Genomic DNA, 23,546 nt, shown 5'->3' on the forward strand with positions numbered 1-23,546 from the left:
CTTTTGACAGATGAGTTGATGACGTGACGTGAAGGGGTGGCGTGACCGTGCCGGCCAGTACTGCGCCTCAGGTGCCACCCCAGCAGGACTCCCAGCTGGACTCGCAGCAGAGCCCGCATCGGGATCCCCTGCGGGACCCGCACCGGGACCCCCTCCCGGACCAGCAGCGGGAGCCGCACCGCGACCCGCAGCAGGAGCACCCGCAGGACTCCGCCGCGACCCAGCAGGAATCCCACGTACCGCCCCAGCAGGAGCCCCCGGAAGAGCCTCCGGCGCCCCCGAGGCCGCCGAGCCGGGGCGCCGACACCCGGGCCCTCACCCAGGTGCTGTTCGGGCAGCTGAAGGACCTGGAACCGGGCACCGGGGAGCACACCCGGGTGCGCGGGGCCCTCATCGAGGCCAACCTGCCGCTCGTCCGCTACGCGGCGGCCCGCTTCCGAAGCCGCAACGAGCCGATGGAGGACGTGGTCCAGGTCGGCACGATCGGGCTCATCAACGCGATCGACCGCTTCGACCCCGACCGCGGGGTGCAGTTCCCGACCTTCGCGATGCCGACCGTCGTGGGCGAGATCAAGCGGTACTTCCGCGACAACGTCCGCACCGTCCACGTCCCGCGCCGCCTCCACGAGCTGTGGGTCCAGGTCAACGCCGCCACCGAGGACCTCACCACCCTGCACGGCCGCACCCCCACCACCGCGGAGATCGCCGAGCGGCTGCGCATCGGCGAGGACGAGGTCCTGTCCTGCATCGAGGCCGGCCGCAGCTACCACGCGACCTCCCTGGAGGCCGCCCAGGAGGGCGACGGGCTCCCGGGGCTGCTCGACCGCCTCGGCTACGAGGACCCCGAGCTGGCCGGGGTCGAACACCGCGACCTGGTCCGCCACCTCCTCGTACAACTGCCCGAACGCGAGCAGCGGATCCTCCTCCTGCGGTACTACAACAATCTGACGCAGTCGCAGATCAGCGTCGAGCTCGGCGTCTCCCAGATGCACGTCTCCCGGCTGCTCGCCCGCAGCTTCGCCCGGCTGCGATCCGCAAACAGGATCGAGGCTTAACCGGATCGGGTGGAGATCGTTCCACCTGATTCCGGGCAGACCGGTATCTTTCCGTCCTAGAGCAGGCCTAACGTGTTCTGTCGCTGGAGATACATGTCGACATGGCGCTACAGCGTGTTGCCGACATGTGACATTCTGCTGGAACCGCGTTTGCCGCAGCCCCGCCTCCGGTATTCAGGTGGAGGCTGCGTTCCTCCGACGGGCGCGCAGAGAAGCGCGACCGTCCGCGACCTCAAGGGGGTGGCATGTCCGTAGACCAGGGCAGCTCACAGGTACTCACGCTCGTCAAGCAGCGCGAGACGCCGGCAGTGTCCCACCGCTCGGAAGCCATCGACACCCGGATCGACACCCGCACCCTCTCCCGCTCGCTCTTCCACCGGCTCGCCGGCCTCGACGCGGACAGTCCCGAACGCACGTACGTACGCGACACCCTGATCGAGCTGAACCTGCCCCTCGTGCGGTACGCCGCGGCCCGCTTCCGCAGCCGGAACGAGCCGATGGAGGACATCGTCCAGGTCGGCACCATCGGCCTGATCAAGGCGATCGACCGCTTCGACTGCGAACGCGGCGTGGAGTTCCCGACCTTCGCGATGCCGACGGTCGTCGGTGAGATCAAACGGTTCTTCCGCGACACCTCCTGGTCCGTCCGCGTCCCGCGCCGGCTCCAGGAACTGCGCCTGGCCCTCACCAAGGCCAGCGACGAGCTCGCTCAGAAGCTCGACCGCTCGCCGACCGTGCCGGAGCTCGCCGCCGTGCTCGGGGTCTCGGAGGAGGACGTGGTCGACGGCCTCGCCGTCGGCAACGCCTACACCGCCTCCTCGCTCGACTCACCCTCCCCGGAGGACGAGGGGGGCGAGGGTTCGCTCGCGGACCGGCTCGGGTACGAGGACACCGCACTTGAGGGCGTCGAGTACCGCGAGTCGCTCAAGCCGCTGCTGGCCAAACTCCCGCCCCGGGAGCGCCAGATCATCATGCTGCGCTTCTTCGCGAACATGACGCAGTCGCAGATCGGCGAGGAGGTCGGCATCTCCCAGATGCACGTCTCCCGGCTGCTCACGCGCACGCTCGCGCAGCTCCGCGTCGGCCTGATCGGCGAATAGCGGCCCCGGCCGGCCTGCCCAGCAAGGTTGTCCGGCCGGGCAACAATCACCCGCACCCGCTTCACAATTGACGCGGCGTCAGTAAAACTGCCCGGATGCGAAAGGCATCGCGGTCAGCCGCCCTCCTCGCCCTGTGCTGCACGGCTGCCGCCGCCGCCCTCACCGGCTGCGGCGGCCCGGCGCGCGAGGGCTACGTGGCCGTGGGCGCGGCCGCCGCGGTCCCCGAACGGGGCGCGGGCGAGAACGTCGCGCCGCAGGGCCGGGTGGAGTTCCAGCCCCTGCCCCCGGCGACGGCGGGATCCACCGCATCCTCCGGCAGTACGTCGACCGGTACTCCGGGGTCCCAGCCTCCCGGCGGCTCCGCCCCGGGCGGAGCCACGACCGGCACCCCCGGCGGCTCCGACAACCGACCCGGCAGCACGCCCGGTGCGACGCCTTCCACCAACGGCAGCGGCACATCCGGATCCACCAACACCCCCGGCCCGGGGTCCGGCAGCGGCTCGGGATCCGGCTCGGGTTCGGGCTCCGGCTCGGGCACTCCGACGACGCCGGGCACCGGCGGCAGCACCAGCCCGGCGCCGCCGACCACTCCGGCCACGGCGGCGAAGCTGAGCGTCGGCGCGCCCACCCGTGGCGCCGCGGCGGACCGCTGGTGCGAGCGGGTCACCGTGTCGTTCACCAACACCGGGGGCACCGCCGCCCGCTCGGGCACGGTCAGCTTCGCGACGCACATCATCGGCGCCCTGGGCGTCGACTGGGCCACGATCACCTCGACGCAGCCCCTGCCGGCCCCGATCGCCGCGAACACGACGAAGACGCAGACCTACACGGTCTGCGTCGAGTCCTGGCGCGTACCCCTGGGCATGCGCGTGGAGACCCAGAAGGTCACGGCCACCTGGAGCTAGCACCCGGCCGCGATCCGGACCCGGTCGGCCCGGCCGCGGCCCCGCTCGGCCCCGCCCCGCCCCGCTCGGCCCCGCTCGGCCCCGCCCCGCTCGGCTCAGCCGAGCGCCAGCCAGGCCACCACGCCGATCAGGAGCACCGCACCGATACCGAGGGCCACCCACACCCCGGCGCCCGGTCCCGTCTTGCGCGCCGCGCGGTTCTGCATCCGCGACCCCGGCACGGCGGGAGCCGGTACCGGCTCGTCGACGAACGCCCGGAACATCTGGGTGCTGCCCGCGGGGTCGTAGTCACCTTCGGGGGCCGGTGAGTTGTGGTTCGAGTTGTGATTCGCAGCCATGCGCAGGACCCTAGCGGGTTTTCCCATTCCTTTACCGCCCCACCCCCCGATTCATTTGCCTGTAACAACCATCTGCTTCTATGGTTGCCCGAAGCAACGACATCGAGGGGGGTAGACCGGTGAGCGCACCGACCACAACCGCCGTATCAGCCACACCCACCACCCGCTACGCCGAGCTGGCCCGCCAGCTCACCGGAACCGGCGCCGTCACCCGCGACCTCGCCCGGCTCCTGCCCCCCGCCTGCCCGCCCGGCTCCGCGGCCGTCCTCACCGTGCTCGACCGCCACGGCGAAATGCGGCTCAGCCGCCTCACCGAGCTCATGGCCCTCGACATCTCCGTGACCAGCCGCCACGTCGCCCACGCGGCGGCGCACGACTGGATCACCCGCGACACCGACCCCGGCGACGCCCGCTGCCGGATCCTGCGCCTCACCCCGGCCGGCCGGACGCTCCTCACCGAGCTCGGCGCCCGCCACTCCGGCGCGCTGGAGCGGGCCCTGTCCGCCTGGACCGAAGCGGACATCGATCACCTCAACGCCCTGCTGGCCCGGCTCCGGTCGAGCTTCGCGCTTCTAGACAGCTAGACAGAAGGAAAAACATGGCCACGACCACACCCACCGGTGTGCGGGGAGGCGGCCGGTCGGAGAGCACGTCCGACAGCGCGCCCATGACCCACGCGCAGATCATGAAGGCACTCTCCGGGCTGATGCTCGGCATGTTCGTGGCGATCCTGTCCTCCACGATCGTCTCCAACGCCCTGCCCCAGATCATCAGCGACCTCGGCGGCACCCAGTCCTCCTACACCTGGGTGGTCACCGCGGCCCTGCTCTCAATGACGGCGGCGACCCCGCTGTGGGGCAAGCTCTCCGACCTCTTCAGCAAGAAGCTGCTGGTCCAGATATCCCTGGTGATCTACGTCCTCGGCTCGATGGTCGCGGGCATGTCCCAGAACACCGGGATGCTCATCGCCTGCCGCGTGGTCCAGGGCATCGGCGTCGGCGGTCTCTCCGCCCTCGCCCAGATCGTGATGGCCGCGATGATCTCCCCGCGCGAGCGCGGCCGGTACAGCGGCTACCTCGGCGCGGTCTTCGCCGTCGCCACCGTCGGCGGCCCGCTGCTCGGCGGGGTCATCACCGACACCAGCTGGCTCGGCTGGCGCTGGTGCTTCTACGTCGGCGTCCCCTTCGCGATCATCGCGCTGATCGTCCTCCAGCGGACCCTGCACCTGCCCGTCGTCCGCCGTGACGTCAAGGTCGACTGGTTGGGTGCTTTCCTGATCAGCGGCGCCGTCTCGTCCCTGCTGATCTGGGTGACGCAGGCCGGCACCTCGTACGACTGGATCTCCTGGCAGACCGCGGCGATGACCGGCGGCGCCCTCGTGCTCGGTCTGCTCTTCCTCCTGGTCGAGTCCAGGGCGAGCGACCCGATCATTCCGCTGCGCCTCTTCCGCAACAAGACCATCAGCCTCGCCTCGGGTGCCTCGCTCTTCGTCGGCATCGCGATGTTCTCGGGCACCGTGTTTTTCAGCCAGTTCTTCCAGTTGGCCCGGGGCGAGTCCCCGACGATGTCCGGAATCCTCACGATTCCGATGATCGGCGGGCTCTTCGTCTCCTCCACGGTTTCCGGTCAGGTGATCACCAAGACCGGTAAGTGGAAGGCCTGGCTCGTCTCCGGCGGCGTGCTGCTGACGGCCGGACTCGGCCTGCTGGGCACCCTGCGCTACGACACCGAGTACTGGCACATCGCGGTCTTCATGGTCCTGACCGGCCTCGGTCTCGGCATGATGATGCAGAACCTGGTCCTCGCCGCCCAGAACCAGGTGGCCCCCGAGGACCTGGGTGCCGCCAGCTCCGTCGTCACCTTCTTCCGCTCCCTCGGCGGCGCGATGGGCGTCTCCGCGCTCGGCGCGGTCATGGCCAACCGGGTCACCCACTACGTCCAGGACGGCCTGACCGCCCTCGGCCCGAAGGCCGCGGCCCTGGGCCACGGCGGCACCGGCGGGGGCTCGATCCCCGACCTGGACAAGCTGCCCCCGGCGTTCCGCACGGTCATCGAGTCCGCGTACGGGCACGGAGTCGGCGACGTCTTCCTCTACGCCGCCCCCACCGCGCTCCTCGCGTTGGTGCTCGTGGTGTTCATCAAGGAGGTCGCCCTGAAGTCGAAGCCGGTGGGCCACGCCCCGGCGGCCGCCTCCTCCGCCCCGGAGCCGACCCCGGCCTCGGCCTCTACCCCGGCGCAATAGCCGACGCGCCTACGGGGCTGCGGGCCCCGCGGGCACGGTGTGCGCCTCGATCCCGGCGATCAGCACGTCGAGCGCGCGGCAGAACTCCCCGTCGGGCGGCCGCCGGACCGTGGCTCCACAGCCGTGCAGGAACTGCGAGACGGCCAGATGGGCGCCGGGCCGGACGGCGTCCGTCAGGCCGGTGCCGTCCAGCAGCCGCTGCAGGGCGGCCTCGAAGGCCCGTGCGTGCGGGCCGATGTTCGGATACGCGGCGGTGAGCGGGGCCACCCACGGGTGGTCCACGAGCAGCCCCCGGTAGCCCCGCGCCAACGACCGGAGCCGGCCGGGCCAGCCCTCCCCGGGCGGCCCGGCCGACCGGTCCAGCTCGCCCAGGGCACTGTCCAGGGCGAGTTCCAGCAGATCGTGCTTGGTGTCCACGTACCAGTACAGGGACATCGCGGTGACCCCGAGTTCGGCGGCCAGCCGCCGCATCGAGAACCGGGCCAGCCCCTCGGCGTCGAGCAGCCGCACGGTGGCGGCGGTGATCCGGTCCCGGTCGAGCCCGGAGGGTGCCTCACTGCGCCGTCTGGCGCGAACGGCGGGCCGCGCGGCCAGCCACACACTGGCCCGGTCACTGCCCGGATCGGCCGCGGTCACCATGGAGGCACCCTCCTCACGACAGCTGGTTCAGCCCGGAATGCCCGGTCCGCCCCCTTGATGCTAGGGCCTGGCGGCCGGGTTCCGTCAGGTTCGGTGCCGCCGTGATCACGAGGTTCCGGAAGTGGGCGACGTGAGGTCGTAGAAGGTGGCTCCGCCGACCGTGGAGGCCTTGAAGTTGGCCTCGATCCAGGTCTGGATGGCGCTGCTGGTGCCTCCGCCGGGCCCGCCTCCGCCACGGGCCGCGGTACCGGTCTCCCCGGCACCGGCTCCCGTGGCGCCGCCCTGGCCGCCGCCTTGAGTGCCGCCTTGGGTGCCGCTGCCGCCGATGAACCAGTGGATCTTCCCCGCCTTCACGTACTCCTTGAACTGGGCCAGGGTCGGCGAAGGGTCGCTGCCGTTGAAGCCACCGAGCGCCATCACCGGCTGGCCCGAGGCCAGCTGGTAGCTCGCCGCGTTCTGCGAACCGACGGCCGCCGCCGCCCAGGTGTACTTGTCGGCGTCGGCGCGCAGCGCGGCCTTCGCCTCGGCACTGGCCTTGGTCCCGCCGAGCAGACCGCCCATCCCGCCGCCCATCCCGCCGGGGCCGCCGCCGAACCGCTCGGACCGGGCGCTGCCGGTGGGCCGGTTGCCGACGCTACCGCCGGGCGCCTGGCCGTTCGGGGCCTGACCGCCCGGGGCTCCGCCGCCCTGGGGCATGCCCTGCGGCGGGGTGCCCTGCTGGGCCTCGCCGCCCGGCACGGCGAAGCCGCGCATCCCGCCCGGACCGCCGCGGCCGCCCGCGACCGCGGGACCCGCCGTCACGATCGACCCCGTGTGCGCGGTGGTCACCGTGGTCAGGCAGTACGCGAGGGGTCCGGCCAGCGCCGCCCCCAGGGCGACCGCTGCCACGCCGAGTGCGGCACGCTTGCCCAGCCGCGCCGCGAAGGGCAGGACGAGCGCCGTGCCGAGTCCGACGACGAGCACTACCCAGCGCAGCCAGGACACGTACCCGGCGGAGCGCCCGAGCAGCACGAACGCCCAGTACGCCGTGACGGCCAGGGTTGCGGCCAGGGTCAGGGAGGCGGCCCGGCTGCCCCGCTCCTCCCACAGGACGGCCATGCCCATGCCGATGAGCGCAGCCACGTAGGGGGCCAGGGCGACGGTGTAGTACTCGTGGAAGATGCCCTGCATGTAGCTGAAGACCAGCCCGGTGATCAGCAGGGCGCCGCCCCAGGCGAGGAACGACGCGCGGGCCATGCTCTCCAACGAGTCGGTGGCCCGGCGGGCCCGCCAGGTCACCACGAGGCCCGCGACGAGCAGGATCAGGGCGGCGGGCAGCAGCCAGGAGATCTGGCCGCCGATGTTGGAGGAGAACATCCGGTCGATGCCGGTCTCTCCCCAGCTCATGCCCCCGCCACCGCCGCCACCGGCCCGCGCGCCACCACCGCCGACGCTGCCGGTCTCCTCGCCGTTGATCCGGCCGAGGCCGTTGTAGCCGAGGGTCAGTTCCAGGAAGGAGTTGTTCTGCGAGCCGCCGATGTATGGGCGGGAGGCCGCGGGCCACAGTTCGACGATGGCCACCCACCAGCCGCCGGCCACCACCATCGCGAGCCCGGACAGCGCCAGCTGCCCGAACCGCCTGCGCAGCCGGGTCGGCGCGCAGACCGCGTAGAGCAGGGCGAGCGGCGGCAGGACGACGAAGGCCTGCAGGGTCTTGGTCAGGAAGGCGAAGCCGACCGCGACCCCGGCCCAGACGAGCCACTTGGTGTGCGCCCCGTCGAGGGCGCGCAGCACGCAGTACACGGTGACCGTCATCAGCAGGGTCAGCAGCGCGTCGGGGTTGTTGAAGCGGAACATCAGCGCAGCCACGGGTGTGAGCGCGAAGACGGTGCCGCTGATCAGCGCGGCCGCCGGACCGAACTGGCGGCGTACGGACGCGTAGAGCACTGCGGTGGTGCCGACGCCCATCAGCGCCTGGGGCACGAGGATCTGCCAGGCACCGAGCCCGAAGAGCCGGACGGACAGCATCATCGGCCACAGGGCGGCCGGGGGCTTGTCCACCGTGATGGAGTTGCCCGCGTCGGAGGAGCCGAAGAAGAAGGCCTTCCAGCTCTCGCTGCCCGCCTGGGCGGCGGCGGAGTAGAAGGAGTTGGCGTAGCCGGAGGCTCCGAGGTCCCACAGCAGCAGGACGGCCGTGGCGAGCAGCAGGGCGGCGAAGGCCGGGCGTTCCCAGCGGGGCCGGACGATGTCCGTCCGGGCCGCCTCCAGGGGCGGTGCGGGCGGGTGGAGCGGCAGTGCTGCCGTGGTCATCGGAGGGTGTCCTTCGTGTGGGCGGGAGTGGCGCGCCGTTCGGGGAACACCCAGGCGCGGAAGAGCAGGAAGCGCAGCACGGTGGCGGCGAGGTTGGCGGTGATCAGGACGGCCAGCTCGGTGCTGTGCGCCGGCCGGCCGCCCGCGGCGGCGAGCGCGGCGAGCGAGCCGCTGGTCAGGGCGAGCCCGATGGCGAACACCACGAGCCCCTGCGCCTGGTGACGCACGGCCCGGTCCCGGCCCCGGACCCCGAAGGTGAGGCGGCGGTTGGCGGCGGTGTTGACGACGGCCGACAGGAGAAGCGCGGCCGCGTTGGCGAGCTGGGGCCCGGCGACGCTCCGGGCGACGGAGTAGAGCAGCAGGTAGAGCAGGGTGGAGAGCGCCCCGACCACGCAGAACCCCAGCAGCTGGCGGGCCAGCCCGCGCGGCACCCCGGGCAGGGCCGTGCGATCGCGCGGGTCGTCGCCGAAGGGGCGGGCGAGCCGGTCCAGCGGCAGCGCGCCGACGGCCAGTGCCCGGCCCACGCGCCAGACCCCCTTGAGGTCCTCGGCGGCGGTGCGGGCGATGTGGACGGTGGAGTCGGGGTCGTCCACCCAGTCGACCGGTACCTCGTGGATCCGCAGTCCGGCCCGCTCGGCGAGGACCAGCAGCTCCGTGTCGAAGAACCAGCCGGAGTCCTCGACCAGCGGCAGCAGCCGCTCGGCGACCTCCCGGCGGATGGCCTTGAACCCGCACTGGGCGTCGCTGAAGCGGGCGGACAGCGAGGAGCGCAGGAGCAGGTTGTAGGCGCGGGAGATGAACTCCCGCTTCGCTCCCCGAACCACCCGGGAGGAAGGGGCCAGCCGGGTGCCGATGGCGAGGTCGGAGTGGCCGGAGATCAACGGGGCGACCAGCGGCAGCAGGGCGTTGAGATCGGTGGAGAGGTCCACGTCCATGTACGCGAGCACGGGTGCGTCGGAGTCCCCCCACACGGTGCGCAGGGCCCGCCCGCGGCCCTTCTCCTCCAGCCGGGTGCTGCGCACCCCGGCGACCGAGGCGGCGAGCCGGGCCGCGACCTCGGGGGTGCGGTCGGTGCTGGCGTTGTCGGCGATGGTGATGCGGAAGGGGTACGGGAAGGTCCGGGTGAGGTGCTCGTGCAGCCTGCGCACGCAGGGCCCGAGGTCCTTCTCCTCGTTGAAGACCGGGATCACCACGTCGAGGACGGGCTCACCCGGCACGGGTGCGAGGGGCGCCCGCACCGGGAGGGCTCCGGGAGAGGTGTCGATTGCCATGCCCCGACCTTCCCGGCCGGGCCTGTCACCGCTGTGTGCTGACCCTGTGTTCCGTCTGTGAGTCCACGGCGTCTGTGCCGGTGGGGCCGGGTGCGAGCGGGAGGCTGACCTCGAAGCAGGTGTGGCCCGGGGTGCTGCGGACCTCGACCCGGCCGCCGTGCGCCGAGACCACGGCCTGGACGATGGCCAGGCCCAGGCCGGTGGAGCCCGCAGCCCGCGAGCGGGAGGCGTCGCCGCGGGCGAACCGTTCGAAGACGTGGGGCAGCAGGGCGGGCGGGATGCCGGGGCCGTCGTCCTCGATCCGGAGCCGGATGGTGGATGTTTCACGTGAAACGGTGGACGGCGCGCCGGGGGATGTTTCACGTGAAACACGCGCCGTGACGGTCGTCCCGGGCGGGGTGTGGGTACGGGCGTTGGCCAGCAGGTTCACCAGGACCTGCTGGATCCGCGCGGGGTCGGCGTGCACGGGTGCGGGCTCGTCGGGCAGCTCCAGGCGCCAGTGGTGCTCGGGGCCGGCCGCACGGGCATCGCTGACGGCGTCCACGACGAGCGGAGCCAGGTCCGTATCGGCGGTGGACAGCGGGCGGCCCGCGTCGAGCCGGGCCAGCAACAGCAGATCTTCGACCAGTCCGGTCATCCGAGTGGCTTCGGACTCGATCCGGCCGAGGGCGTGACGGGTGTCGGGACCGGGCTCCTCCCGGCCCCGGCGGGTCAGTTCGGCGTAGCCGCGGATGGAGGCGAGCGGGGTGCGCAGCTCGTGGCTGGCGTCGGCGACGAACTGCCGGACCCGGGTCTCGCTCTGCTGGCGGGCGGTGAGGGCGGAGGAGACGTGGCCCAGCATCCGGTTGATGGCCGCGCCGACCTGCCCGACCTCGGTACGGGGATCGGCCTCCGCGTCAGGGACTCGTTCGTGGAGGGCGGGCTCGCCGCTGTGCAGGGGGAGCTCGGAGACGCGGGTGGCAGTGGCGGCGACCCGGCGCAACGGGCGCAGGGCGACGCCGACCAGGGCCTGCCCGGCGAGGGAGGCCGCGATCAGCCCGGCGAGGGTCACGCAGACCTCCACCGCGATCAGGGTGCTCACGGTGGAGTCGACCTCGGTGAGCGGGAAGCCGAGCACGAGGTTCCCGTCGGGCGCGGCCAGCACGCGGTAGCCGCCGAGCTCGGGCAGGTGCAGTTCCACCGGGCCGGAACGGCCGCGGGTCGCCTTGCGGGCGACCTCCGCGAGAACCGATATCTGGGAATCACTGAGGACCGGATGGCTGTCGATCCCGGACCCGCCCACGGCGGCGCTACGGTCGCTGCGGGCACTGCCGATGACCTTCCCCGAGGGATCGAGGCGGATTCCGACCGTGTTCAGCGGAGAGCCCGGTGCCAGGACCAGGCCGAGGCCGCCCTCGCGGTTGAGCTTGCCCGCGTTGGGGCGGCTCGCCATCTCCACGGAGACGCTGAGCTGTTCGTCCACCTTGTCGACCAGGTACGAGCGCAGGGCGAGGGTGGTGATGGTGCTGATGGCCGCGCCGACGACGGCGATCAGGGCCACCGCCGAAACGACCAGCCGGGTCCGCAGGGACCAGGGCCGACGGCCGTTCCTGCGCGGTCCGGGCCATCGGGGCCGTCCGGGCAGCCGGAGGGCCACTACTCGGCCGGCTTGATCAGGTAGCCGGCGCCGCGCCGGGTGTGGATCATCGGCGGCCGGCCGGTGCCGCTCTCCAGCTTGCGCCGCAGGTAGGAGATGTACAGCTCGACGACGTTGGCCTGGCCGCCGAAGTCGTACGACCACACACGGTCCAGGATCTGCGCCTTGCTCAGCACCCGGCGCGGGTTGCGCATCAGGTAGCGCAGCAGCTCGAACTCGGTCGCGGTCAGGTGGACTTCCTGACCGTCCCGGGTCACCTCGTGGCTGTCCTCGTCCAGGCGCAGGTCGCCCACCTCGAGGACCGAGCCGCCGCGCGCGGCCTGCGCGGCGCCGGAGCGGCGGACCAGGCCGCGCAGCCGGGCCACGACCTCTTCCAGGCTGAACGGCTTGGTGACGTAGTCGTCGCCGCCCGCCGTGAGGCCCGCGATGCGGTCCTCGACCGAGTCCTTCGCGGTCAGGAACAGCACCGGCACCTGGGGCAGCTCCCGGCGCAGCCGGCCGAGGACGGCCAGCCCGTCCATGTCGGGAAGCATGATGTCGAGGAGGACCACGTCCGGCCTGAACTCCCTTGCCGCACGGACCGCGCTCGCCCCGTCGCCCGCGCTGCGGACCTCACAGCCCTCGTAGCGCAGTGCCATGGAGAGCAGTTCCGACAGGGCTGCCTCGTCGTCCACGACGAGGACCCGGCACGGGCGGCCGTCGGGCCGGACGAGAGCCGTGGGGTTGCTGGTGGACGTGGACGCGTGGGAGGTGGTCGTCGCAGTCATGCGTACACGTTGTCCGGCGCCTCTGAAAACGTTCTTGCCTGAACCTGTGAATTACCTGAGAAACCCCTCCCGCCTCAGGCCAGGCCGAAGATCCTCGCGCCGTTGTCGTGACAGACGGCACGCAGCCAGCCGTCACCGAGCCCGAGCCGTTCCAGTGCGAAGAGCTGGTGCTCGTAGGGGTAGGGGATGTTCGGGAAGTCGGTGCCCAGCAGGATCCGCTCTCCGAGGTCCGCGAGCCGGCCCCGGTCCTGCGGCGGGAACCCGCTGAACTGCTCGGAGAAGTCGGTGAAAGCCATGGTCGTGTCGAGGCGGACCTCGGTGTACCGGTCGGCGAGGTCGAGGAAGTCTGCGTACTCGGGCATCCCCATGTGCGCGATGACCAGCGGCAGCCGGGGGTGCCTGGCCAGCAGCCGGGCGATCGGCTCGGGGCCGGTGCACTTGCCCGGTACGGGCCCGGAACCGCAGTGGATCACGATCGGGATCCGCGCCTCGGCCAGCAGTCCCCAGACCGGGTCGAGCCGCTCGTCGGTGGGGTCGTAGCCGCCCACCTGGAGGTGTGCCTTGAAGATCCGGGCGCCCGCCTCGACGGCCTGGCGGACGTACTCCACGACCCCGTCCTCCGGGAAGAAGGTCGCGGTGTGCAGGCAGTCGGGGGTGCGGGCGGCGAAGTCCGCGGACCAGGAGTTGAGCCAGGCGGCCATGGCCGGCTTGTGCGGGTAGAGCATGGCGGTGAAGGCCCGGACACCGAACTCCCGCAGCAGCGCCACCCGCTGCTCCTCCTCGTGCCGGTAGGTGATGGGCCACTCGACGCCGGTCAGCGGGCCGACCGCGTCGAAGTAGTCCCAGACCTTGTCCAGGACCCGTTCGGGCATGAAGTGGGTGTGTACGTCGACCAGTCCGGGCACCCCGAGCCGCTCCCGGAAGGCGCGGACGGCCTCAGCCGTCGTTGCGGACAAAGCCGTGGCTCCGCTCTACGGTCGCGACGTGCAGGGTGTAGCTCTCGTACCAGTCGGAGCGCCCTTGCCGCATGGCCGCCTGGTGCTCCAGGTCCCGGCGCCAGGCGTCGAGGGACTCGTGGTCGCGGAAGTAGCCGACCGTGATGCCGAGTCCGCCGGGGGTGCGCGCCGACTCGTAGCCCAGGAAGCCCGGGTTGGCGCCGACCAACTCGGTCATCCGGTCGAGGGTCTCGGGGTATCCGCTGTCGTCGGCGGTCCGGACGCTGGTGAAAACGCTCATGACATAAGGCGGTTCGAACGCCTGCACAGGCTGGATGGTCATGCCCACCACCCTCTGCGGACCGGCCCCGGCATGTCCACCGCAAACCGGCGCCGGAGCCCAAAGGGATCCAAGTTTTGACCTTGGAACCGACCCCCGCGGAGGCCGTCCCAGCCCCTCAGAACAACCCGTCCTGCTCGACGGGAACAGCCGGCACGACCGGCGGGATCCCCGCCACGGGCACATTGGTGGCGCTTCCCTCCGCGGGGGCCGTCAACTCCCACCCCGCGAGCAGCCGGGTGTCCACGACCAGCCCGTCGGCGAAGTGCAGATCGGGTCCGGCCGCACCGACGAGCCGCCCTGCGACGGTCCCCCCGGCCACCATCCCGGTGACCACCCGGGCGGGTGCGGGCAGCTCGGCGATCCCGAACGCCTCCACATGGTCGACCACTTCGCACCCCACTCGCTCCAGCGACTCGGGCCACCCCTCCAGCGCGGCAGCGCGCGCGTGCAGCGCGGCGACCTCCGCCGCCCGCTCGGGACCCGGCGGCAGGTGGCCCCGGACGGCCCGCTTGCGGGCGTAGGCGATCCGGTCGGGCACCCCGAGGGCGGCCCGCAGCAGCTCCTCCGTGCGCCGGGTGGCCATCAGCGGGCCGCGTCCCAGCCAGGTCCAGGTCACCGCCCCCTGCTCCAGCAGCCGGGCGGACCCGCGCTCCTCGGCGGTGATGCCGACCTTGACCAGGCCCGGCCCGAACCAGGCGAGGTAGACCCGATAGGTGCGCGGATCGGCGGCGTTGGTGTCGGCGGCCACCGAGAACGACCGGTCCAGCCGGGCACACTCGGGGCACTGCGCGTTCCCGGCCGTGCCGGGAACGGTCCGCGCCGTCGGGCAGGGCGTCCACCGCCCGGCCCGCCGGACGCCCAGGCACCGGCGCTCACCACGCGCCGCGAAGGCGAGCGGCTGCCCGTACGCGAGGGGACTGCTCCGCTCCCCCCGCCCCGGCCCCTGACCGTTCCAGCCGATGGCGGGCCGGCCGTCGATCCACCGGATTCCGGTGCACCACCAGGTCACAGCGGGAGCGGCCGCTCGAAGAAGGTCTCCAGGACGACGGTGGCCTGTGTCCCGCTCACCCCGTCGATGGCGTAGAGCCGACGCAGCACGTCCTGAAGCTGATCGGTGGTGGCCGTTCGGACCTTGACCATGACGGAGGCGCTGCCGGCGATCACGTGCGCCTCCTGGATCTCGGCGATGGCCTCGAAGGCGGCCCGCGAGTCACCCATCCAGGCGGTGGAGTCGACCATCACGTAGGCCAGCACCCCACTGCCGACCGCCGCAGGGTCCACATCCACCGTCGTCCGCCGGATGACCCCGCGCTCGCGGAGTTTGCGGACCCGTTCATGAGCCGCCCCGGCGGAGAGGCCCACAGCCTCACCCAGTGCGGCGTAGGACTGGGTGGCCTCCTGCTGGAGCTGCGCCAGCAGGGCCCGATCAATGTGATCCACGACTCTCCATTCGAATTACCCTTGCCTCAACAGTATCTGATCTTCCAATCTTCACTCCAAGCCGAAGCAGATTCGGCATCAAGGGGGAGAGTCGGTATGGCCAGCAAGCGCCCCGCGCTGTACGAGATGCTCGACGACCGCTTCCGTACCGGTCGGTGCATGAACGGTGATGCCAGCCTGGAGGTTCTGTACACCGGCTGCCGCTGGGCCGAGGGGCCGGTCTACCTCCCCGCCTGGCGACAGTTGATCTGGAGCGACATCCCCAATGACCGGATGCTGCGCTGGGACGAGGAGACCGGTGCCGTCAGCGTCTTCCGCCACTCCGCAGGACACACCAACGGCAACACCCTCGACCGCGAGGCCCGGCTGATCACCTGCGAGCAGGGCAACCGCCGGGTCACACGGACCGAGCACGACGGCACGGTCACCGTGCTGGCCGACCGCTGGCAGGGCAAGCGGCTCAACAGCCCGAACGACGCGACCGTCAGATCCGACGGCTCCATCTGGTTCTCCGACCCGGACTTCGGCATCACCAGCGACTACGAGGGCCATCGCGCACAGAGCGAGATCGGCTCCAACAACGTCTATCGCCTCGATCCCGCCACCGGCGAAGTACGCCTGGTCGCCGACTGCTTCGGCGCCCCGAACGGCCTCGTCTTCTCGAACGACGAGACACAGCTCTTCGTCTCCGACACCCGCGAGGGTGTCATCCGTGTCTTCGACGTACGCGATGACGGCACGCTCTCGGACGGCGAGATCTTCGCCCGAACGGGGGACCGCAAGGCCGCGCGCTTCGACAACCTCCGCTTCGACGACGGCGGCCGGCTCTGGGCGGCCGCGATGGACGACGGAGTGCACTGCTACGACCCCGACGGCACCCTGATCGGACGGCTCGACATCCCCGAGACAGTCGCCAACATCACCTGGGGCGGCGCCAAGCGCAACCACCTCTTCATCACGGCGGAGACCAGCCTCTACTCGCTGGTCATGGGCGTCACCGGCACCCACCCGACAGGACCGGGCCACAGGCCCTGGCCCGCCCTCGAGTCCCGCTGAGCCTGCCGACCAACCCCACGACGGCGCTCCCCCACCTCACATGGCCCGCCGGCCAGGCCTACCGAGCGACGAACTGCGTCAGGATCGCCTGGACCTCGTAGATGTCGACGCCCTTGGTGAAGGTCTTGGATACGGGCGCCGAGCTGCCGGAGAGCCATATCTTCAGCTCGGCGTCCAGGTCGAAATGACCGGCGGTCTCCACCGAGAAGTGCGTGATGCTCCGGTACGGGATGGAGTGGTACTCCACCTTCTTCCCCGTGAGCCCCTGCTTGTCGATGAGCACGAGCCGCCGGTCGGTGAACAGGATCGTGTCGCGGATCAGCAGATACGCCGCGTGCACCTGCTCCCCCTGCCCCAGCAGCCGCGCGTACTCGCGGTGCGCCGACGCCGGGTCCACAGAGTGCGCGTTTCCAAACAGTCCCATGGGAGTCCCCCCGCTTGCCCGGTGAATCGATCTCCAAGAACCGTATCCGGGCCCGTCACGACCCCGCGTCCCCCGGCAGAGCCATCTCACCCCGTAGCTCTCCCGGGCCAGCCCTCATCCGCAAGGAGGAGGGAAACGCAAGAGGCCCCCCGGTGAACCGGGGGGCCTCTTGGGCTGTGCACTCGGCAGGATTCGAACCTGCAACCTTCTGATCCGTAGTCAGATGCTCTATCCGTTAAGCTACGAGTGCTTGACTGTCCGGGGTTTTGCGCCCCGTTGGCCTTGCGAGAACAACAATACATGGACCTCGCCGGGACGCGAAATCCATTAGCCCCATCCGCTCTGACCTGCGGAAACGGCCTGGAAGAAGATCATCCGCTTGGATGCGCGACGCGCCCCGGCCAGGTCGGCACGCCCCGCGTCGGCCCCTGATCCAGCCACCGGCCCCGAAGGCCGCGCCCGGCCCCCGAAAGCACCGAAGCCCCGGTCCGCAAGGACCGGGGCTTCGTGAAGTGCGGAGGCGGAGGGATTTGAACCCTCGATGGAGCGTAAACCCCAAACCGCATTAGCAGTGCGGCGCCATAGACCGGACTAGGCGACGCCTCCAGCACACCCTCGCGTACGAAGGTGCGTGCAGATGATGACACAGGCCAGGGGCCCGTCACCAATCCGCTCCCACGGTACAAGGAGGGTGGCCCGGAGGGCAAAGCCTTAAGCCCTTGTTCGCACACCTTCTCTGGGCAGAACGTCGGGGCCCGACCGTCGTTGGTCAGCCGTACGACGTACGGACGACCTGGAGTGCCCCATGCTGCGTCTCGCCGCTTTCGCCGTCACCTCCGCGCTGGCCGCCGCGGCGGTGGGTCTACTGCCCCCGCTGCCACCCCTCGGGCGGCTGCTGGCGACCCCCGACCGGCTCACCATCGCCGTCGCCGACACCGGCAACCCCCGGGCGGACGGCCAGTACCGGCTGGAGTGCAACCCGGTCTCCGGGAACCACCCCCGGGCCGAAGACGCCTGCGCCCGCCTCGAAGACCTCGCCCGCGAGGGGAAGGACCCCTTCGCGCCCGAGACCAAACGGCAGCTCTGCACCATGCAGAACGGCGGCCCCGCCACCGCCCGGATCACCGGAACCTGGCACGGCCGCAAAGTGGACTCCGAGTTCCGCCGGACGAACGGATGTGAGATCAGCCGTTGGAACGAGTTGGAACCTGTGCTTCCGCGTGGGCGTTCCTGACCTGGGAGGATGTGGCGGTCACGCGGGATCCACGGCACATCGGCCCTCTCACCGGGGGCCCGTGCCCTTAGACTCCTCCCGTGACATGCCGGTAGTTGTGGTCAGGGAGGAAGCTCGTCGTGAGCAGCAGGCCATCCCGAGGCGCTGCTCGCCTCGCAGCAATACTCGACGCTCTTCCCGACGCGCTGTTGCTCGTCAACGCCAACGGCACGGTCGTCAACGCGAATTCGATCGCACTCGAGGTCATGGAGAGCCCCGGCACCGGGCTCGTCGGCCGCGGCGTGCTCGACCTCCTGCCCGAGTTCGACTCCAAGCTGATCCCCGGCTCCATGCGCCGACCCGGCGAGGACGAGGGCGGCCGGGCCCGCCCGAAGCGGATGGTCGCGCGCCGCACCGACGGCAGCGAGTTCCCCGTGGAGGTCACCGCCGCCCATCTGGACGGCCGCGACGCCTACCGCGAGCCGCAGCCCTCGTACACCGGCGACGAGCTGCTGATGCTCGTCGTACGGGACCTCTCGCAGACCGTGGACACCGAGGCGGAGCTGGCCCGGTCCCAGCGCCAGACCGAGATGATCCTGCGGGCGGCCGCCGAGGGCGTCGTCGGCACGGACACCGACGGACGGGTCGTCCTGGTCAATCCGGCCGCCGCCCAGATCCTCGGCTACCGCGCCACCGACCTCGGCAACCGCGAGCTGCACGGCCTGGTCCAGCACTCGCGCGCCGACGGCTCGCCGTTCCCCTTCGAGGAATCCCCGCTCGCCGACACGCTGCGCAGCGGGCGCAAGCACCGGGTACGCGGCCAGGTGCTGTGGAACAAGACCGGCCAGCCGGTCGCCGTGGACCTGACCACCTCGCCCGTACGGGACGGTGAGCAGCTCGTCGGCGCCGTCATGACCTTCACCGACCGGCGCTCCTACGACGCGCTGGCCGCGCGCCACGCCCAGTTGCTGGCCGTCCTCGGCGACTCCCTGCGCGGCCCCCTGGAGGAACTGCGCGGGGAGCTGGCCACGCTGGCCGCCGACGACGCGGGACAGCTGTGGCCCGAGGCCAACCAGCTGCTGCACCACCTGGCCGCCGGCTACTCCCGGATGACCACGCTGGTCGACAACGTGCTCGGCTTCCAGCGCCTCGACGCGGGCAGCGACAAGCTCGCCAAGAAGAAGGTGCTGATCGACGGGGTCGTCGCGGCCGGCGTCGAAGGCGCCACCGAGCTGATCGGCCCCGGGCGGGCCCAGTTCGCCGTGCACGCCCCGACCATCGAGGCCGAGGTGGACGGGGAGCGGATCGCGACCGCCCTCGCGCACCTGATCGCGGACGTCGCCGGGGTGGACGCCACCGGCAAGACCCGCCAGGGCAGTGGATACATGGACTCCACGATCGTCGTGGCCGCCGCGCAGCGCGGCGAGGTCGTACGGATCGAGGTGCGCGGCCCGTACGAGGGCGGCAACCCGGTGCACGAGCCGGTCGTACGGGGCATCGTGGCCGCGCACGGCGGTGTGCTGCAGACGGTGGAGGTGCCGGGCGCGCCCGGCGGGGCGTACGTGCTGGAGCTGCCGCTGGGTGCGGGAGCCGGGATGGTCACCCTGCCCGAGCCCGAGGAGCCCGCCACCGAGGAGCCGGGGGCCGAGGGCGGCCCCGCCAAGGTCTCCGGTGGCCGCCGGGCTCGGCGCGGCGTGGATTCCTTCCTCGACGATTCCGACTCCGACGCCGCCCCAGGTACGGCCACGGGCCCGGGTACGCGTCCGGACGCCGCCGGAGACCGGCCGAAGGCCGATGACCAGGCGGCCGGAGCCGGCGGCGGGGGCGCACTCGCGCTGCCGTCCGGGCGACGCCGGGGCGGCGAGGCCCGACCGGGCGACGGCGGTCCCGCCGAGCTCGCGCAGTCCCCGGTGAACCCGGCGGGTCTGGGCGGTGGCACGAGCGGCACCGGAAACGACACCGGAACCGGTCGGCGCCGCGGTCAGAACGGCGACGGAAGCAACGGCGAGAGCGGCCCCGGGCGGCCCGTACTCCCGCAGGGCACCTCCGTGCCCGCGCTCCCGCCGATGCCGGTCGGTCCCATGCCGGTGCCCCCGGGTCCGCTGGCCCCCGTCCCACTGACCGAGCACCCCGCCGGGCGGCGGCGCGCCCTGGGCCCGGCGGGAGCACAGCAGCCCGGCGGTCCGGTGCCGGCGACCGGGCTCCGCCCGACGCCCGCAGCCTCGGCCGCGCCGGGCTCCCCGGGCCCTGCGGCTGCCGCTCGGCCCATCGCACCCGAGGGCGGTTTCGCGCTGCCCGCCGGCCCGTCCGCGCCCCCGCAGCCTCCGCAGGCCCCCGCCATGGCCGGCTCCCGCCCCGCTCCCGCCGAGGCCGAGGCCGAAGCTGTGGGCGGGCGTCGTGGACGCCGGGTACTGGGTGCGCCCCTCGCCGAGCCCGTAGCACCCGCCGGGCAGCCGGACGCGGGCGCGCAGGGCCCCGTAGACCCCGAGACGCATCCGACCGGGCGGCGCCGCGCGCTGCCTGCCACCCCGGCCTGGCCGGTGCCGGCGGCCCGTACCGCCCCCGAGGACGAGGCCGAGGCCGGGCAGATCGCCGTGCCCGGAGCCCGCCAGCCGCAGGACACCCCGGCGGAGGCCGCCGGAATGCCGGTCAACGTCCGTGCGCTGGGCACACTCGGCCAGGGCCTGTCGACCGACACCAACGGCTCCGGCCGTCGGCGTCGGCTCGCGGAGCCCGTGCCCCAGGGCCGTGCCTTCGCCATAGGAGCCCCCGAGGCCGGTTCCGACGAGGGCCCCGAGCCGCTGGACGGCCCCGGTGGCGCCGTCGAGGTGGTCAACCGGCCCGTGCCGCGTCCCGTGGACGACGAACTGCCTCCCGAGCCTCTGGACAACCCGCGCCGGCTCCTCGTCTGGCCCGCCCCCGACGTACAGACGCAGCAGGCGCTCAGCGACCGCGGCTACCGTCCGGTGATCGTGCACTCCCGCGAGGAGGTGGACGCACAGATCGCCGCGTTCCCCGCTGCGCTGTTCGTGGACCCGCTGACCGGGCCGATCACCCGGACCGCCCTCCAGTCCCTGCGCCAGGCCGCGGTGGCCGCCGAGGTTCCCGTACTGGTCACGGCCGGGCTGGGGCACGCCACGCGCGAAGCCGCGTACGGCGCCGATCCGGCCGTGCTGCTCAAGGCGCTCGCGCCCCGCGACAGCGAGCAACACCCCTCCCGGGTGCTGCTGATCGAGGAGCACGACGAGATCGCCACCGCGCTGACCGCCGCCCTGGAACGGCGCGGCATGCAGGTCGCGCGGGCCGACGCCGATACGGACGCCGTGGAGCTGGCCACGCGGATGCGGCCCAACCTGGTGGTGATGGACCTGATGCAGGTGCGCCGCCGCCGGGCCGGGATCGTGGACTGGCTGCGCGCCAACGGGCTGCTGAACCGCACCCCGCTGGTCGTCTACACGGCAACCGGGATCGATCCGTCCGAACTGCCTCGGCTGGCCTCCGGGGAGAGCGTGCTCTTCCTCGCCGAGCGGTCCACCACGGCCGATGTCCAGGGCCGCATCGTGGACCTGCTGGCCAAGATCGGCACCAACTAGTCATCCTGGCCGCATGGCCATCATCGACACGAGCGAGCAGACCGTCCCCGCCGACAACGGGGAGGTCAGCCTGCTCATAGCCCGGCAGGTCGACCCGGGCCACGAGGAGAACTTCGAGGCCTGGGCCCACGGGATCCTGGAGACGGCCGCGTCCTTCCCCGACCACCTCGGGTACGGGCTGTTCCGCCCGGCCATGGAGGGCGGGCCCTGGTTCCTGGTGCACCGGTTCCGCAACCAGGCGGCCTTCCAGCGGTGGCAGGACTCCGCAGAACGGGCCGCGTGGTTCTCGAACTGCCTGGGACACCACCACAGCGAGATAGCCCGGCGCGAACTGCACGGCATGGAGACCTGGTTCGCGAAGCCGGGTACGGCCCGGCCCGCGCCGCCGCGCTGGAAGATGGTGGTCAGCTCGGGGCTGGCCATCTTCCCGATCTCGCTCGCGGGCAACGCGCTGCTCGGGCCCTACCTGGTGAATCTGAACTTCGTGCTGCGGACGGCCGCCTTCGCCGTCGTCTTCAGCACCCTGATGACCTACGTGGCCATGCCCGCCGTCAGCAAGCTGCTGCGGCCATGGCTCACGCGGGGTCAGTAGCCCCCTCGCTCGGGCGAGCTCGGTTCAGTCGAGCTTGGTGACGTCGAGCTCGCCGTCCGCGTACTGCTTCCGGATCACCTTCTTGTCGAACTTGCCGACGCTCGTCTTCGGCACCGCATCGATGAACGCCCAGCGCTCGGGCAGTTGCCACTTGGCGATCGACTGGCCGAGGAAGGCACGCAGCCCCGCGTAGTCCACGGTGGCCCCCTCCTTCAGGACCACGGTGGCCAGCGGGCGCTCGTCCCACTTGTCGTCGGGGACGGCGACGACCGCCGCCTCGGCGACCTCGGGGTGGGCCATCAGCGCGTTCTCCAGCTCCACGCTGGAAATCCACTCGCCGCCGGACTTGATGACGTCCTTGGCCCGGTCGGTGAGGGTGAGGTAGCCGTCGGAGCTGATCACTCCGACGTCACCGGTCTTGAGCCAACCGTCCGCGCTGAACTTGTCCTCCGGCCGGAGCGGTTCGCCGGACGCGCCGCCGTAGTAGGCGCCCGCGATCCAGGCGCCGCGGACCTCCAGCTCGCCCGCCGACTCGCCGTCCCAGGGCAGGAGATCGCCGCCGGGGCCCACCAGGCGGGCCTCGACACCCGTCGGGAAGCGGCCCTGCGTGATGCGGTACGGCCACTCCTGCTCGGCGGTCAGACCGGCAGGCGGGTGGGCCATGGTGCCCAGCGGGGAGGTCTCGGTCATGCCCCAGGCGTGGCAGACCCGGACGCCCAGCTTGTCGTAGGCCTCCATCAGGGAGGGCGGACAGGCCGCGCCGCCGATGGTGACCTGCTTCATCGAGGTCAGGTCGCGCGGGTTGGCGGTGACCTCGGCGAGCAGCCCCTGCCAGAGGGTGGGGACGGCCGCGGCGTGCGTGGGCTTCTCGCGCTCGATCATGTCGGCGAGCGGGGCCGGCTGCAGGAAGCGGTCCGGCATCAGCATGTTGATGCCGGTCATGAAGGTGGCGTGCGGCAGACCCCAGGCGTTGACGTGGAACTGCGGAACCACGATGAGCGTGGTGTCGCGGTCGGTCAGGCCCATCGACTCGGTCATGTTGACCTGCATCGAGTGCAGGTAGATCGACCGGTGCGAGTAGATGACGCCCTTGGGGTCTCCGGTGGTGCCGGAGGTGTAGCACATGGCCGCGGCCTGGCGCTCGTCCAGCTCGGGCCAGGCGTAGGTGTCCGGGCGGCCCACCAGGAGCTCCTCGTACTCGTGCACGCGCACGTCGAGGCCCTCCAGCACGGAGCGGTCGCCGATACCCGTGACGACGACGTGCTCGACGGTCGGCAGGTGCGGCAGGAGCGGCGCGAGCAGCGGCAGCAGGGTGCCGTTGACCAGGACGACCCGGTCGACGGCGTGGTTGACGATGAAGACCAGCTGCTCGGGAGGGAGCCGCAGGTTCAGCGTGTGCAGCACGGCCCCCATCGAGGGGATCGCGAAGTACGCCTCCACGTGCTCGGCGTTGTTCCACATGAGGGTCGCGACGCGGTCGTCCTGCTGGACTCCGAGCTCATCGCGCAGGGCATTGGCCAGGCGGGTCGCGCGGATTCCGATCTCGGCGAAGCTGCGGCGATGCGGCTCGGCCTCCCCGGTCCAGGTCGTGACCTGGGACTTCCCGTGGATCGTCATCCCGTGCTGGAGTATGCGGGTGACGAGGAGTGGTACGTCCTGCATCGTGCTCAGCAAAGCGTCCTCCCGGTGAGCGCTGCGGCGCTGCGGC

At 71.9% G+C, this 23,546-nt stretch carries 21 protein-coding genes and 2 tRNA genes; 9 read left to right on the forward strand and 14 right to left on the reverse strand.

Translation table 11 applies throughout. The features are described from left to right. Positions 1-71 precede the first annotated feature (71 nt). The 3 genes from AC3IYJ_RS19340 (at position 72) to AC3IYJ_RS19350 (ending at position 3,060) form a co-directional block, all read left to right on the forward strand. Positions 72-1,055: an RNA polymerase sigma factor SigF gene (locus tag AC3IYJ_RS19340; protein ID WP_489402528.1), complete on the forward strand. Its 984-nt coding sequence runs from the start codon at positions 72-74 to the stop codon at positions 1,053-1,055. A 245-nt stretch (positions 1,056-1,300) separates the two neighbouring features. Next, positions 1,301-2,155 carry an RNA polymerase sigma factor SigF gene (locus AC3IYJ_RS19345; RefSeq protein ID WP_489402529.1) on the forward strand — a complete coding sequence of 285 codons (855 nt, stop codon included), beginning with the start codon at positions 1,301-1,303 and terminating at the stop codon, positions 2,153-2,155. 95 nt (positions 2,156-2,250) lie between these two features. Next, a complete protein-coding gene (locus AC3IYJ_RS19350) occupies positions 2,251-3,060 on the forward strand; it encodes a hypothetical protein (protein WP_489402530.1) in 810 nt (269 codons plus the stop codon). 95 nt (positions 3,061-3,155) lie between these two features. Here the strand turns inward: AC3IYJ_RS19350 and AC3IYJ_RS19355 are convergent, their stop codons facing one another. Further along, positions 3,156-3,398: a hypothetical protein gene (locus AC3IYJ_RS19355; RefSeq protein ID WP_489402531.1), complete on the reverse strand. Its 243-nt coding sequence runs from the start codon at positions 3,396-3,398 to the stop codon at positions 3,156-3,158. Between the two features lie 119 nt (positions 3,399-3,517). Between AC3IYJ_RS19355 and AC3IYJ_RS19360 the strand changes: the two genes are divergently transcribed. Together AC3IYJ_RS19360 and AC3IYJ_RS19365 are read left to right on the forward strand one after the other, a co-directional pair. Beyond that, positions 3,518-3,982, forward strand: coding sequence for a MarR family winged helix-turn-helix transcriptional regulator (locus tag AC3IYJ_RS19360; RefSeq protein WP_489402532.1), 465 nt, complete (start codon positions 3,518-3,520; stop codon positions 3,980-3,982). Positions 3,983-4,065: 83 nt separating this feature from the next. Beyond that, entirely contained in the window at positions 4,066-5,640 is a 1,575-nt protein-coding gene (locus AC3IYJ_RS19365) for an MDR family MFS transporter (protein WP_489402860.1), read from the forward strand. Between the two features lie 9 nt (positions 5,641-5,649). Here AC3IYJ_RS19365 and AC3IYJ_RS19370 read toward each other — a convergent pair whose 3' ends face one another. From AC3IYJ_RS19370 to AC3IYJ_RS19410, 9 genes are all read right to left on the reverse strand, one after another. Further along, positions 5,650-6,279, reverse strand: coding sequence for a TetR/AcrR family transcriptional regulator (locus AC3IYJ_RS19370; RefSeq protein ID WP_489402533.1), 630 nt, complete (start codon positions 6,277-6,279; stop codon positions 5,650-5,652). Between the two features lie 105 nt (positions 6,280-6,384). Then, positions 6,385-8,568: an ArnT family glycosyltransferase gene (locus tag AC3IYJ_RS19375; RefSeq protein ID WP_489402534.1), complete on the reverse strand. Its 2,184-nt coding sequence runs from the start codon at positions 8,566-8,568 to the stop codon at positions 6,385-6,387. After that, positions 8,565-9,839, reverse strand: a complete 1,275-nt coding sequence (locus tag AC3IYJ_RS19380; protein ID WP_489402535.1) for a bifunctional glycosyltransferase family 2/GtrA family protein — start codon at positions 9,837-9,839, stop codon at positions 8,565-8,567. Before AC3IYJ_RS19380 ends, AC3IYJ_RS19375 begins: the two co-directional genes overlap by 4 nt. Positions 9,840-9,864: 25 nt before the next feature. Then, a complete protein-coding gene (locus tag AC3IYJ_RS19385; protein WP_489402536.1) occupies positions 9,865-11,379 on the reverse strand; it encodes a sensor histidine kinase in 1,515 nt (504 codons plus the stop codon). A gap of 95 nt (positions 11,380-11,474) precedes the next feature. After that, positions 11,475-12,242, reverse strand: a complete 768-nt coding sequence (locus AC3IYJ_RS19390) for a response regulator transcription factor (protein ID WP_489402537.1) — start codon at positions 12,240-12,242, stop codon at positions 11,475-11,477. Between the two features lie 74 nt (positions 12,243-12,316). Then, entirely contained in the window at positions 12,317-13,198 is an 882-nt protein-coding gene (locus AC3IYJ_RS19395; protein WP_489402538.1) for an amidohydrolase family protein, read from the reverse strand. Further along, complete coding sequence (locus AC3IYJ_RS19400; protein ID WP_489402539.1) at positions 13,179-13,520, reverse strand: antibiotic biosynthesis monooxygenase family protein; 342 nt, start codon at positions 13,518-13,520, stop codon at positions 13,179-13,181. The genes AC3IYJ_RS19395 and AC3IYJ_RS19400 overlap by 20 nt, the downstream gene beginning before the upstream one ends. A 115-nt stretch (positions 13,521-13,635) precedes the next feature. Beyond that, positions 13,636-14,529, reverse strand: a complete 894-nt coding sequence (locus tag AC3IYJ_RS19405; protein ID WP_489402540.1) for a DUF2797 domain-containing protein — start codon at positions 14,527-14,529, stop codon at positions 13,636-13,638. Next, entirely contained in the window at positions 14,526-14,960 is a 435-nt protein-coding gene (locus AC3IYJ_RS19410) for an Lrp/AsnC family transcriptional regulator (protein WP_489402541.1), read from the reverse strand. Before AC3IYJ_RS19410 ends, AC3IYJ_RS19405 begins: the two co-directional genes overlap by 4 nt. A 96-nt stretch (positions 14,961-15,056) precedes the next feature. On the opposite strand from AC3IYJ_RS19410, the gene AC3IYJ_RS19415 reads away from it, so the two are divergent. Next, the gene (locus AC3IYJ_RS19415; protein WP_489402542.1) at positions 15,057-16,016 is read left to right on the forward strand and encodes an SMP-30/gluconolactonase/LRE family protein; all 960 of its coding nucleotides are present in this window, start codon (positions 15,057-15,059) and stop codon (positions 16,014-16,016) included. 58 nt (positions 16,017-16,074) lie between these two features. On the opposite strand, the gene AC3IYJ_RS19420 is transcribed toward AC3IYJ_RS19415, so the two are convergent. From AC3IYJ_RS19420 to AC3IYJ_RS19430, 3 genes are all read right to left on the reverse strand, one after another. Continuing rightward, on the reverse strand, positions 16,075-16,440 hold the full coding sequence (locus tag AC3IYJ_RS19420; RefSeq protein WP_489402543.1) for a PH domain-containing protein: 366 nt from the start codon (positions 16,438-16,440) through the stop codon (positions 16,075-16,077). 177 nt (positions 16,441-16,617) lie between these two features. Then, positions 16,618-16,690 (reverse strand) — tRNA-Arg (locus AC3IYJ_RS19425). 265 nt (positions 16,691-16,955) lie between these two features. Beyond that, positions 16,956-17,046, reverse strand: a tRNA-Ser gene (locus tag AC3IYJ_RS19430). Between the two features lie 199 nt (positions 17,047-17,245). On the opposite strand from AC3IYJ_RS19430, the gene AC3IYJ_RS19435 reads away from it, so the two are divergent. The 3 genes from AC3IYJ_RS19435 to AC3IYJ_RS19445 all read left to right on the forward strand — a co-directional run bounded on the left by AC3IYJ_RS19435 (position 17,246) and on the right by AC3IYJ_RS19445 (position 21,838). Then, complete coding sequence (locus AC3IYJ_RS19435; RefSeq protein ID WP_489402544.1) at positions 17,246-17,674, forward strand: SSI family serine proteinase inhibitor; 429 nt, start codon at positions 17,246-17,248, stop codon at positions 17,672-17,674. Positions 17,675-17,793: 119 nt separating this feature from the next. Then, entirely contained in the window at positions 17,794-21,246 is a 3,453-nt protein-coding gene (locus AC3IYJ_RS19440) for a response regulator (RefSeq protein ID WP_489402545.1), read from the forward strand. A gap of 13 nt (positions 21,247-21,259) precedes the next feature. Then, a complete protein-coding gene (locus AC3IYJ_RS19445; RefSeq protein ID WP_489402546.1) occupies positions 21,260-21,838 on the forward strand; it encodes an antibiotic biosynthesis monooxygenase in 579 nt (192 codons plus the stop codon). 24 nt (positions 21,839-21,862) lie between these two features. Here AC3IYJ_RS19445 and AC3IYJ_RS19450 read toward each other — a convergent pair whose 3' ends face one another. Next, positions 21,863-23,512: a long-chain fatty acid--CoA ligase gene (locus AC3IYJ_RS19450; RefSeq protein ID WP_489402547.1), complete on the reverse strand. Its 1,650-nt coding sequence runs from the start codon at positions 23,510-23,512 to the stop codon at positions 21,863-21,865. Positions 23,513-23,546 lie beyond the last annotated feature (34 nt).

This window comes from Streptomyces sp. GL_140 (genome assembly GCF_057834465.1).